The sequence below is a fragment of the Enterobacter hormaechei subsp. xiangfangensis genome (assembly GCF_001729785.1).
Taxonomy (GTDB): domain Bacteria; phylum Pseudomonadota; class Gammaproteobacteria; order Enterobacterales; family Enterobacteriaceae; genus Enterobacter; species Enterobacter hormaechei_C.
Genome location: NZ_CP017183.1, coordinates 1,297,387 through 1,309,761 on the forward strand (window position 1 = coordinate 1,297,387; position 12,375 = coordinate 1,309,761).

Annotated in this window: 13 protein-coding genes; 1 reads left to right on the forward strand and 12 read right to left on the reverse strand. The window is 52.0% G+C overall.

Translation table 11 applies throughout. The features are described from left to right. Nucleotides 1-3: 3 nt before the first annotated feature. The 5 genes from rsfS to leuS all read right to left on the reverse strand — a co-directional run bounded on the left by rsfS (nt 4) and on the right by leuS (nt 5,445). Complete coding sequence (gene rsfS / locus BFV63_RS06090; protein ID WP_003858696.1) at nt 4-321, reverse strand: ribosome silencing factor; 318 nt, start codon at nt 319-321, stop codon at nt 4-6. A 268-nt stretch (nt 322-589) separates the two neighbouring features. Then, nucleotides 590-1,255, reverse strand: coding sequence for a nicotinate-nucleotide adenylyltransferase (gene nadD / locus BFV63_RS06095; protein ID WP_003858694.1), 666 nt, complete (start codon nt 1,253-1,255; stop codon nt 590-592). Next, complete coding sequence (gene holA / locus BFV63_RS06100) at nt 1,248-2,279, reverse strand: DNA polymerase III subunit delta (protein ID WP_022650603.1); 1,032 nt, start codon at nt 2,277-2,279, stop codon at nt 1,248-1,250. The genes nadD and holA overlap by 8 nt, the downstream gene beginning before the upstream one ends. Then, nucleotides 2,279-2,848 (reverse strand): LPS assembly lipoprotein LptE, encoded by a 570-nt coding sequence (gene lptE / locus BFV63_RS06105; protein ID WP_022650604.1) that lies wholly within the window; start codon nt 2,846-2,848, stop codon nt 2,279-2,281. Before lptE ends, holA begins: the two co-directional genes overlap by 1 nt. 14 nt (nt 2,849-2,862) lie before the next feature. Continuing rightward, nucleotides 2,863-5,445, reverse strand: coding sequence for a leucine--tRNA ligase (leuS, locus tag BFV63_RS06110; RefSeq protein ID WP_022650605.1), 2,583 nt, complete (start codon nt 5,443-5,445; stop codon nt 2,863-2,865). Nucleotides 5,446-5,659: 214 nt separating this feature from the next. Between leuS and BFV63_RS06115 the strand changes: the two genes are divergently transcribed. Next, a complete protein-coding gene (locus tag BFV63_RS06115; protein WP_003858689.1) occupies nt 5,660-6,142 on the forward strand; it encodes a zinc ribbon-containing protein in 483 nt (160 codons plus the stop codon). A 130-nt stretch (nt 6,143-6,272) separates the two neighbouring features. On the opposite strand, the gene BFV63_RS06120 is transcribed toward BFV63_RS06115, so the two are convergent. The 7 genes from BFV63_RS06120 to BFV63_RS06155 form a co-directional block, all read right to left on the reverse strand. Continuing rightward, nucleotides 6,273-6,752: an Hcp family type VI secretion system effector gene (locus tag BFV63_RS06120; protein WP_048209133.1), complete on the reverse strand. Its 480-nt coding sequence runs from the start codon at nt 6,750-6,752 to the stop codon at nt 6,273-6,275. 547 nt (nt 6,753-7,299) lie between these two features. Next, nucleotides 7,300-7,773, reverse strand: a complete 474-nt coding sequence (locus BFV63_RS23340) for a hypothetical protein (RefSeq protein ID WP_064590481.1) — start codon at nt 7,771-7,773, stop codon at nt 7,300-7,302. A gap of 218 nt (nt 7,774-7,991) precedes the next feature. Then, a complete protein-coding gene (gene rihA / locus BFV63_RS06135) occupies nt 7,992-8,927 on the reverse strand; it encodes a pyrimidine-specific ribonucleoside hydrolase RihA (protein WP_045350552.1) in 936 nt (311 codons plus the stop codon). Nucleotides 8,928-9,046: 119 nt separating this feature from the next. After that, on the reverse strand, nt 9,047-9,772 hold the full coding sequence (locus BFV63_RS06140) for an amino acid ABC transporter ATP-binding protein (protein WP_006809622.1): 726 nt from the start codon (nt 9,770-9,772) through the stop codon (nt 9,047-9,049). Beyond that, nucleotides 9,772-10,446 (reverse strand): glutamate/aspartate ABC transporter permease GltK, encoded by a 675-nt coding sequence (gene gltK / locus BFV63_RS06145; protein ID WP_003858686.1) that lies wholly within the window; start codon nt 10,444-10,446, stop codon nt 9,772-9,774. The genes BFV63_RS06140 and gltK overlap by 1 nt, the downstream gene beginning before the upstream one ends. After that, nucleotides 10,447-11,187 carry a glutamate/aspartate ABC transporter permease GltJ gene (gene gltJ, locus BFV63_RS06150; protein ID WP_015571133.1) on the reverse strand — a complete coding sequence of 247 codons (741 nt, stop codon included), beginning with the start codon at nt 11,185-11,187 and terminating at the stop codon, nt 10,447-10,449. Nucleotides 11,188-11,342: 155 nt separating this feature from the next. Next, complete coding sequence (locus BFV63_RS06155; RefSeq protein WP_069597465.1) at nt 11,343-12,248, reverse strand: amino acid ABC transporter substrate-binding protein; 906 nt, start codon at nt 12,246-12,248, stop codon at nt 11,343-11,345. Nucleotides 12,249-12,375: the final 127 nt, after the last annotated feature.

Sequence of the window (12,375 nt, forward strand, 5' to 3'; positions counted from 1 at the left end):
GCATTAACCCCAGAGTTTTTCCAGCTCATACAGGCGACGACTCTCTTCCTGCATGACGTGGACAATCACATCGCCGAGATCGACAACCACCCAGTCAGCGGTCGCTTCACCTTCAACGCCCAGCGGAAGCAGCCCTGCCGCGCGCGATTCCTGAACAACATGGTCAGCAATCGAAACAACGTGACGAGTTGAGGTGCCGGTGCAGATGATCATGCAGTCGGTGATGCTGGATTTACCCTTAACGTCGATAGCGATGATGTCCTGACCTTTCAGGTCATCAATTTTGTCGATAACAAAATCCTGGAGTGCTTTACCCTGCAAGTTTTCCCCCTGGGTGAATGAGATTGTACAACTATGAATTCGTGGCCAGTCAGTATACCTGAACTGACGCCAGTCGCGGGACAAATGTCACCGCCCGGCTTTTGAAGGCGGGTATCATCCCACCCTCCGCCTGAGATTGCATCGCCATTTTTGTAAAACAATTTCTGTAAAGCAGCGATCGGCGGGAAAGTCTGGCAGCGGAGGATATCAGTATGGCTTAGCCTGTCAAGGCAGGATAATCATTAACGGACAATTTCGCCGGCGATGCTCAGACATCTGTACTTTTCTGATACAGACCGTGCGCATGGATATAGGCCAGCACGGGCGAGGGGAGGAGATCGTCACAGTCTAAACCCTGCTGGAGACGCTCGCGGATGAGGGTCGCAGAAATATCAAACCACGGCGTTTCAGCGAGGTAAATTTTCCCGGCGGGGAGACTGTGCAGGTCTTCTATATTGTCCGTCAGATGTGCGTCAAGCCACTGCTGATGCTGCGCGTCGCGCATGGTCAGCGGGTAGCCCGGACGGCGGCAGACCAGCAGATGACTGTTTTCCAGAATGGTTTCGTACTGGTACCAGCTGGGAAAGTTGAGCAAGGAATCCTGGCCGATGATAAACGCCAACGGTTTCATGGGCCCCTGCTCAGCGCGCCACTCCCGCAGCGTTTGCGATGTCCAGGAAGGGGTATCTCTACGCAGTTCACGCTCATCCAGTGTGAAGAGAGGCTTATCGGCGATAGCCAGCGCGAGCATCGCTTTACGCTGCTCGCTGGTTGCTTCTGGCTGAGGACGGTGCGGCGGAACATTGTTGGGCATGATGATCACCCGCTGCAAGCCAATCAAATTCGCGAGGATTTCTACCGGCTTAAGATGCCCATAGTGCACCGGGTCGAAGGTCCCGCCATACATTGCCTGTAAAGAATGCATATCACCCATCGATAAATACGTCTGCCAGCGCCTTATGGCAGAGCAGCAAAGAGAGACTCTCCAGCTCCGCCCAGACAGACTGACCGTAATCCTGTTTTAACGTCAGTTCGGCGCGCATCAGAAGTTGCACTGCCTGACGCAACTGCTCCTGGCTCAGGCGGTTTATCGCCTCCGTGGTCATCGCCCGACGGTTTTGCCAGACGCGATGTTTGTCGAATAAGGCGCGCAGGGGCGTGTGTGCTGACTGGCGTTTAAGGTTGTTCAGCAGCAGTAATTCGCGCTGGAGCGTACGGAGAAGGATGACCGGCTCACTCCCTTCCAGGCGCAGCTGTTGCAGGATGTGCAGAGCACGTTTACTTTTCGCCGACAGCAGCGCATCAACCCAGTGGAAGGGGGTAAAGTGCGCGGCATCATTCACCGCCTGTTCCACGCGCGGCAGCGTCAGCTTGCCATCGGGCCACAGCAGGGCGAGCCTGTCCAGCGCCTGCGCCAGTGCCAGAAGGTTGCCTTCGTAGCAGTAGCACAGGAGCTGACTGGCGGCCTCATCCAGCTGCAAATTGTGCTGCTTTGCTCGCGCGGCAACCCATTTTGGCAGATGCGCCTGCTCTGGAGTCTGGCAGGAGACAAGCACCGCACTGGGGGTTAGCCGGGTAAACCAAGCAGCGTTTTCCTGCGCTTTTGTGAGTTTGTTGCCGCGTACGATAAGCAGCAGATCGCCGTGTAACAAACTCACCAGCATAGCCAGCTGTTCATTGATGGCAGCGTTAGGACCATTCTCAGGCAGCAGGATCTGGATTGTCTGACGAGAGGCAAACAGGCTCATGGCCTGACAAAGCGAGAAGATAGCGTTCCAGTCGGTACTGTTATCGATCTGGAACGTATGATGCTCATCGAAACCCTGCGCGGCTGCCGCATGGCGAACCGCATCAAGGCTTTCCTGTAGTAACAGGGGGTCGTTGCCGAGTAGCAGATAGGCCGCGCGCAGCCCTTCGTTGAGCTGCGCGCGGAGTTGTTCAGGATACAACCTGATCATCAGTTACCCAGAGACGTTGGCATATCCGGCGTGCTGGCATCCGGTGTTTCGATAACGTCAGCGCCTTTTTTCGTCGACGCGGCAATGGCAGGCAGCCTGCGGATCAGCTGTTCCGCGGCCTTATCATACATTTCCTTGATGATAATCTGCTGTTCGGCGTCTTTTGCCAGCGCCGTCTGCGGGTTATCGAAGAACGAGCGGTAGACTTTGGTATTGATAGGGTAAATATCTTTACCTGGCATCAAGACGGCCGCATCAACGGTTAGCACCATCTGATATTCCGCCGTCCGCCCATCCTGGAAGATCGAGGCCGTATCTTGTGACAGCGTTGATTTCAGGACACGGAGCGAAGGAACATCCTGACGTAGGGTTCCCTTCTCGATCAGCTTAACATCGTTCAAACGCAGCTGGTTACGAATGGCCCGGCTCAGCGGTCCGTTCGGATCGGATGAGTCGAAGATCATCGTTTTCATCTGCGCAGGCACTGCCGTGGTGTTGCGCAGGTGCCAGCCGCAGCCAGCGGTGACAAGCACCGCCAGAGATAAGAGTATTGTTGCCAGTTGTCGCACGTTTCCTCCCGCGCTTAGCCAACGACCAGATTCAGCAGTTTACCAGGTACGTAGATCACTTTACGTACGGTAACGCCCTCAAGGTATTTAGCGACCAGATGCTCCTGGCCTGCGCGCTCGCGAACCTGTTCTTCGGTTGCGTCGACCGCGACGGTAATTTTACCGCGCACTTTACCGTTAACCTGCACCACCACCAGCGTGGTGTTTTCCACCATAGCGGATTCATCCGCCACTGGCCACGGCGCATTGTCGATATCGCCTTCGCCTTTCAGCTCCTGCCACAGGGTAAAGCTAACGTGCGGCGTGAACGGGTTCAGCATGCGAACGACCGCCAGCAGCGCTTCACGCATTAACGCGCGATCCTGCTCGCCATCCTGCGGGGCTTTCGCCAGCTTGTTCATCAGTTCCATAATAGCCGCAATTGCGGTATTGAAGGTCTGACGACGACCAATATCATCGGTGACTTTCGCAATAGTTTTATGAACATCACGACGCAGCGCCTGTTGATCTTCAGTCAGTGCAGCTACGTTCAGCGCTGGCGCATCGCCCTGAGAGGTGTGCTCGTAAACCAGTTTCCAGACGCGCTTCAGGAAGCGGTTGGCCCCTTCAACGCCGGATTCCTGCCACTCAAGGGTCATATCTGCCGGGGAGGCGAACATCATGAACAGACGCACGGTATCCGCACCATAACGCTCAACCATCACCTGCGGGTCGATGCCGTTATTTTTAGACTTGGACATCTTGCTCATGCCGGTATAAACCAGTTCATGACCTTCAGCGTCTTTCGCCTTCACGATACGGCCTTTCTCGTCGCGCTCGACAATCGCATCAACCGGAGAAACCCAGTTACGCTCGCCGTTCGCGCCAACGTAGTAGAACGCATCTGCCAGCACCATACCCTGACACAGCAGCTGTTTTGCCGGCTCGTCGGAGTTGACCAGGCCTGCGTCACGCATCAGTTTGTGGAAGAAGCGGAAGTAGAGCAGGTGCATGATGGCGTGTTCAATGCCACCGATGTAAATGTCTACCGGCAGCCAGTAGTTTGCTGCATCAGAATCCAGCATGCCTTCTTTGTACTGCGGGCAGGTGTAGCGCGCATAGTACCAGGAGGATTCCATAAAGGTGTCAAAGGTGTCGGTTTCACGCAGCGCTGGCTGACCGTTGACGGTGGTTTTCGCCCACTCAGGATCGGCTTTGATCGGGCTGGTGATGCCGTCCATGACCACGTCTTCCGGCAGGATCACCGGCAGCTGATCTTCTGGCGTTGGCATCACGGTACCATCTTCCAGCGTCACCATTGGGATTGGCGCACCCCAGTAACGCTGACGGGAAACGCCCCAGTCGCGCAGACGGTAGTTCACTTTACGCTCGCCCACGCCCAGGGAGGCCAGCTTGTCGGCGATGGCGTTGAAGCCCTCTTCAAAGCTCAGGCCGCTGAACTCACCGGAGTTAAACAGGGTGCCTTTTTCAGTCAGCGCTTGCTCAGAGAGATCGGGTTCAGAGCCGTCAGCAGCAAGAATAACAGGCTTGATGGTCAGGCCGTATTTGGTGGCAAATTCGTAGTCGCGCTGGTCGTGACCCGGCACGGCCATCACGGCGCCTGTGCCGTATTCCATCAGTACGAAGTTGGCGGCCCAGACAGGGATCGCTTCGCCCGTCAGCGGGTGGATCGCTTTGAAGCCGGTATCAACGCCTTTTTTCTCCATCGTCGCCATGTCGGCTTCGGCCACTTTCGTGTTGCGGCATTCGTCGATAAAGGTCGCCAGTTCTGGATTGTTTTCTGCCGCTTTCTGCGCCAGCGGGTGACCTGCGGCCACGGCCAGGTAGGTCGCGCCCATGAAGGTGTCCGGGCGGGTGGTGTAGACGGTCAGGGTCTGATCGTAGTTCTCAACGTTGAAGGTAATTTCCACACCTTCGGAACGGCCGATCCAGTTGCGCTGCATGGTCTTAACGGTATCTGGCCAGTGGTCCAGATTGTCCAGATCGTTCAGCAGTTCGTCAGCGTAGGCGGTGATTTTGATAAACCACTGCGGGATCTCTTTACGCTCTACTTTGGTGTCGCAGCGCCAGCAGCAGCCATCGATAACCTGTTCGTTCGCGAGAACGGTCTGGTCATTTGGGCACCAGTTAACGGCAGAGGTCTTCTTGTACACCAGGCCTTTTTTATACAGCTCGGTGAAGAACTTCTGCTCCCAGCGGTAGTATTCCGGGGTACAGGTTGCCAGCTCGCGGCTCCAGTCATAGCCGAAGCCCAGCATTTTCAGCTGGTTTTTCATGTACGCGATGTTGTCGTACGTCCACGGAGCCGGTGCCGTGTTGTTTTTCACCGCCGCGCCTTCAGCAGGCAGGCCGAACGCATCCCAGCCGATAGGCTGAAGAACGTTTTTGCCCAGCATGCGCTGGTAGCGTGCAATCACGTCACCGATGGTGTAGTTACGCACGTGGCCCATGTGTAGTCGACCAGAAGGATAGGGAAGCATCGACAGGCAGTAATACTTCTCTTTGCTCTCGTCTTCGGTTACTTCAAAGGTGCGCTTCTCGTCCCAGTGTTGCTGGACTTTTGATTCTATCTCTTCCGGGCGGTATTGCTCTTGCATGGCAGCCAGTGGTCCTGTGTTCAATACAGCTACAAATGTAGCCAATGGATGTGGTAATTCAGATCCGCATAGCATAGCCCAAACGCCCGCGTCAAAACAGCCTTTCACGCAAATGCACTTTGCAGGAATTTACCGGGTCTGTGCTTCACCTGACAAAGCGGCGACGAAATAAGGTCTATTATTAGAGACAGTTACTTACCCGGGAGGCAAAATGATGAACAAGGTTGCTCAATTTTACCGTGAACTGGTAGCGACTCTGACGGAACGGCTGCGTAACGGCGAGCGTGATATCGACGCGCTGGTCGAACAGGCACGCGCACGCGTGACGCAAACGGGTGAGTTAACGCGAACCGAAGTGGAAGAGGTAACGCGCGCCGTGCGCCGCGACCTGGAGGAGTTCGCGCGAAGCTATGAAGAGAGCCAGGACGAGATCGCCGACAGTGTTTTTATGCGGGTAATTAAAGAGAGCCTGTGGCAGGAGCTGGCGGATATTACCGATAAAACTCAGCTGGAGTGGCGCGAGGTGTTCCAGGATTTAAACCACCACGGTGTCTATCACAGCGGCGAAGTAGTGGGGCTGGGGAACCTGGTGTGTGAGAAGTGCCACCACCATATCGCCGTTTATACGCCGGAGGTGTTGTCGCTGTGTCCGAAGTGCGGGCACGACCAGTTCCAGCGTCGGCCGTTTGAGCCGTAGGTAAAAGCAAAACTGTTTGCACCCTCTCCCTGTGGGAGAGGGTCGGGGTGAGGGCATCAGGCCGCAGAATAATAAGCCAGCCGCTCCGCCAGTAAATATCCAAACGTTTCCCGAAAGATTTCCACCCTCTTTAGGCTGTGACCCTTTCATTCAACGAGTCTTTGTACATTATGTTTCCTTCAGTGTACTTCCATTCTATAGACTCATAGCGAATTTCAACTTCTTCCATATGCTTACTTGCAATACCTACTGGAAATAGAACGGGGGAGATTTGAGTTATCTTTACATTTTCCAGCTTTATATTGAAATATTCCAGTTCTATTCCTGCATCATTAATTTTATACATTTTTATTAAAGCTTCTTTCAGTATTCTTCCTTCGCATACGGCTCTGAATAGATAGGGTGTGAGCCGGTCTATCTCTTTTTTAAATCTAATCGGTACATGAAGACGTGTTCCAGTCAGTTTCCCTGTATTATGGTCTGTAGGAATCCATACCGAATGATTAAAGGACTTAAGCTCAGTGGAACCCAATCGTGATGGCATTAAACACTCTCCTATCAAAGGTGAGCCATTGTCATCGATGAGCCAAATATGTGCCGGGATAGTCATTTCATTCTTTTCCGTTGTAAAAAAATATTAGTGAAAATGTCAGTGTTACTATCAAGGCGATAATTCCAAATGCAATTTTGTTATTATCGACAAAAATAGAAACCAAAATGGAGATTATGGCTATAAGGAAAATTATTGCACAGCCTATAATATTGTTGATGCAATCATCTTTGATACTATTATAAAAACGCCTGATACATCTTCTTAATAGATTATTCATCAAATTAAGCATTTTCACATCATTCTCTTAAGTGCTCTGACAATTTCTTCATCAGATGCTGTGCTAATATTTAGATAGCAAGACTTCATGATCATGGGTTCGATCAAGAAATACATCATTTCTAACCCCTCTCTATATAAGGCGTTATAAAATATTGGGCAGAAATTTTTTAGATTATCTGCGCTATCAGCAGCACGTTGTACAATCCCATAAATATTCAGTCCTCCTATGACCCACCCAACTCTGCTTCCTATTTTTTCATTAATGCATTCTGAACAGATAAATTCATTTTGTTTCCGTAGCATATATATGATGTTATAAAGTAAATCAAACCATTTTTGAAATGTATTTAATGGGATAGTTTTTGGCGAATGGCGTTAAGTTTTCAAGGATTGTTTTCTTTTCTACATCGCTTTTATTTTTTAAGAGGGTTTCTATATATATATTCAACATTCGAAATATAACATTTCTATGTTTGACTAGTTCATATAGAGCGCAAATAAATCTGACATCTTCAGAACCAAGTTTTTTACAAACATCTTGATAATTTTCTGTAAGACAGGATGTATAATAAAGTAAGCGTGTTGTGGCATCGCCAAGACCATTTACATAATATTGTACACCTTCTTTAACGCCTATTAACGCTTTATCTAACCGCACAGCTAGCTCTTTGTCAGTTCCAGGTTGCTTAATAATTTCTTCGCTGTAATACATAACGTGCTCCCTTGCTATGTTCATTCGATCATCGAACATGTCCTTGCCAAGCAAAGTGATGTTTATCTCACTTTTGAAAGTATCCATAAAAGAATTCATTGTTTTTATTTGAGGAGTGAATCAGTAGCAAGTAATAATAATTGTGACAAATGGGTGGGGCTAATGGTTTAGCTATTATCAAATAAAAGCGTTCTGTTTTTTCTTGCTTGTTTTATTTAATGAAGTTTTTAGTATGAGGGAGGCATGATAAGGGCATTAGGCAGCAGAACCGCCTAAAATGCCCAATAATGTACTGTTTTTTCGGACTACATATAATAAGCCAGCCGCTCCGCCAGCAAATCCACAAACGCTTCCCGATCGATATCCACCATCACCGTGGTATTCGGCTTGTTTCCCGTTAGCGAGTAATAGTCCACCACCGTCATTCCCTGGGTATATTTCCCCTGTGTTTCCACACCAACCCAACGCTCGACCGTGGTAAACATTTCCGGCTTCAGTAGCCAGGCGATGGTGCATGGGTCATGCAGCGGGGCGCCGTGGAAGCCCCACTTCTCGGCTTTGTGATACTCCATAAAGAAATCGAGCAGCTCTGCCACGGTCGTTGCAACCGGGTTACCCACAGTACGAAATCGTTCGATGTCCTGCACCATAATTTGTGCGCGGTGGGTAACGTCCAGCCCCGCCATCACAATCGGCAGGCCCGACTGGAAGACGATTTCCGCGGCTTCCGGGTCAACGAAGATGTTGAACTCTGCTGCTGGCGTCCAGTTCCCCAGCCCCATTGCCCCGCCCATGATGACGATACGGGCGATGTTGCTGTGCAGTTCAGGATGGCTGTTCAGCAGCAGCGCAACGTTGGTCTGCGGGCCGGTCGCCACCAGCGTCACGGGCTCTGCGCTCTCACGCAGCACCTTCGCCATGAGCTCGACGGCAGTGCAGTTTTGCGGTGCGAAATCCGGCTCCGGCAGCGCCGGACCATCCAGCCCACTTTCACCGTGAACGTTATCCGCAATGATCAGCTCGCGCATCAGCGGCTTAACGGCACCACCTGCGACAGGAATATCGGTGCGTTTCAGCAGCGTCAACATGCGCAACACGTTTCGCAAGGTTTTATCCGGCGTCTGGTTTCCGGCGGAGGAGGTGACAGCTTTTACGTCCAGTTCAGGGGAAGCAAGAGCAAGGACGAGTGCGATCGCGTCATCATGACCCGGATCGCAGTCGAGAATAATTGGCTGTGCCATAGCGTTCTCCATTCTCAGCATTATTTGTGACAAGGTTAACGCTGCGATGTGACGCCGAATAGAAAAAGAGATCTAAAGCGTGAAGCAGTGCGCAATCCGCAGATTGCGCACTAAAAAGATTAATGCAGGATTTTGGCGAGGAAGTCTTTTGCACGTTCAGATTTAGGATTTGCGAAGAACTCTTCTTTTGGTGAGTCTTCAACAATTTTCCCTTCGTCCATGAAGATCACGCGGTTGGCCACTTTACGGGCGAAGCCCATTTCGTGCGTCACCACCATCATGGTCATCCCTTCGTGCGCCAGCTCCACCATGACGTCCAGCACTTCGTTGATCATCTCAGGATCGAGCGCGGACGTCGGCTCATCAAACAGCATAGCCACCGGATCCATGCACAGCGCACGCGCGATTGCCACACGCTGCTGTTGGCCGCCCGAAAGCTGCGCCGGGAACTTATCCGCATGTGCAGACAGCCCGACGCGTTCCAGCAACTTCAGGCCCTTTTCGCGCGCCGCTTTTTTGTCGCGCTTCAGCACTTTCACCTGCGCCAGCGTCAGGTTCTCAATGATGGAGAGGTGAGGGAACAGCTCAAAATGCTGGAACACCATCCCTACGTGGGAGCGAAGCTGGGCAAGGTTGGTTTTGCGGTCATTCACTTTGGTGCCGTTAACGACAATCTCGCCCTGCTGGACAGGTTCCAGCCCATTAACGGTTTTGATAAGCGTGGACTTACCGGAACCGGACGGACCGCATACCACCACCACATCGCCTTTTTTCACTTCTGTTGAGCAGTCGGTCAGCACCTGAAAGTGCCCATACCATTTAGAAACATTTTTCAGGGAAATCATTATACCGTCCTTTTCTTCAGCCAGCTGACCAACAGCGATGCGCTTAAACTAATCACAAAATAGACCCCGCCCGCGAAGAGGATCATCTCAACCTGCGTTCCGTCACGTTCGCCAATGGTGGAGGCGGTACGGAAGAAGTCTGCCAGACTCAGCACGTAGACCAGGGAGGTATCCTGGAACAGGACGATGCCCTGCGTCAGCAGCAGCGGAACCATGGCGCGAAACGCCTGCGGCAGAATAATGAGCTTCATAGACTGCCAGTGCGTCATACCGAGCGCCAGCGCAGCGCTGGACTGCCCGCGCGAGATACTCTGAATACCGGCGCGGATGATCTCTGAGTAGTAGGCGGCTTCAAACATGGAAAACGCCACCATGGCAGAGATCAGGCGGATATCGGTCTTTGGCGACAGTCCCAGTACGTTCTGTAAAAAGCCGGGAACAATCAGATAAAACCACAGCAGCACCATGACCAGTGGAATGGAGCGGAACACGTTAACGTAAGCCGTGGCAAACCAGGCGAGCGGCTTAAAGCTCGACAGGCGCATCACTGCCAGCAGGGTGCCCCAGACAATACCGACGATAATGGCGATAACGGTGATCTTTAAGGTGATTGCCAGTCCATCCAGCAGATAGGGCATGGAGGGAACAATGGAACTCCAGTCAAAATCGTACATTTATTTGCCCCCCAGATTGCCCGGCAGGCGTACTTTGCGTTCAACCAGGTTCATCACCAGCATGATGAATGCGTTAATCAGAACATAGGCGAGCGTGATCGCCGTGAAGGATTCCCATGCGTGAGCGGAATAATCCAGCAGTTTGCCCGCCTGCGCCGCCATATCTACCAGACCAATGGTTGAGGCGATAGCCGAGTTTTTTACCAGGTTCATCATCTCGGAGGTCATCGGCGGAACGATGACGCGGTAAGCGTTCGGCAGCAGTACGTAACGGTAGGCCTGAGGCAGAGTCAGGCCCATCGCCAGTGCCGCATTCTTTTGCCCGCGCGGCAGTGACTGTATGGCGGCACGTACCTGCTCGCAGACGCGCGCAGCGGTGAACAGCCCCAGACACAGCATAGAGGAGACAAAAAATTGTACGTTAGGATCCAGCTCGGCCTTAAACCACATGCCGAGATCTTCCGGCAGCAGTTCCGGGATCACCAGATACCAGGTAAAGAACTGCACGATCAGCGGAACGTTACGGAACAGTTCCACATAGAGCGTGCCAATTGAAGAGAGAAAACGGTTAGGGACGGTACGCAGAATACCGAACAGCGAACCGACAAGAAACGCGATAATCCACGCCGTTATCGATAACGCAACGGTAACCTGAAAGCCGCTCCACAGCCAGCCGAGATAGGTGGTGTTGCCGAACGGGGCTTGTTGCAGAAAGATGCCCCAGTTCCAGTCAATTGACATAGTAAACTCCAGAAAAAAAAGGGTAGCAGCGCTACCCTCGAAGATTGGTGAGAAGCTCAATTTTTGCGCTGAGTGGGGAACGACCACTCAACGTATAGTCTGTCCATGCTTCCCGACAATCGAGAGGGCAGGAGATCCCGCCCCTGTCGTTCTAATTAGTTAAGAGCTTTGTCGTTTGGTGATTTGAACAGCGCTTTCATGTCGTCAGACAGTTCAAAGTTCATGTTCAGGTTTTTTGGTGGAATTGGGTTCTTGAACCATTTGTCGAACCATTTTGCCGCTTCGCCGGAGGTTTGCGCCTGAGCGATGGTGTCATCGATCAGTTTCTTGAAGTCCTCGTCACCTTTACGCAGCATACAGCCGTAGGCTTCTTTCGACTGGGCGGTACCGACGATTTCCCAGTTGTCTGGTTTCTTCGCCTTGGCGCGCTCGCCTGCCAGCAGAGCGTCATCCATCATAAACGCGACGGCACGGCCGCTTTCCAGGGTACGGAAGGAGTCGCCATGGTCTTTCGCGCTGATGATGCGCATGTCCATTTTCTTTTCTTCGTTCAGCTTGTGCAGCAGCACTTCGGACGTGGTACCGGAGGTCACGACAACCGCTTTGCCTTTCAGGTCAGCAAAATCTTTGATGTCGCCGCCTTTCTTCGTCAGCAGGCGGGTGCCCACAACGAAGATGGTGTCCGAGAAAGCGGCCTGTTTCTGACGCTCAAGGTTGTTGGTGGTTGAGCCACATTCAAAATCAAATGTGCCGTTTTGCAGCAGAGGAATACGGTTCTGTGAAGTGATGGGGATCAGCTTCACTTGCAGGTCAGGTTTGTTCAGCTTTTTCTTCACGGCTTCAACGATGGCGTTGGAGTAATCCTGTGAATAGCCCACGACTTTTTGCGTGTTGTCGTAGTAAGAGAACGGGACAGAAGATTCACGGTGGCCGACCACGATCACGCCGTTTTTGGCAATCTTGTCGAGAGTGCTTCCTGCTGCCGGAGCGTCTTCAGCGTGGACAACCCCCGCAGACATTCCCATAACCAGCATTGCTGTGGCCAGTTTACGTAATTGCATACCCAACTCCTTTCTTATCAGCGCCAGTGACGCATAGATACCCATTGTGATGTTGTTATATCTCGCGCAATGCGAGTGCAGTGTTATGCAAGCTTGTTAACATTTAGTCTGGCTTAATGTAAAGATT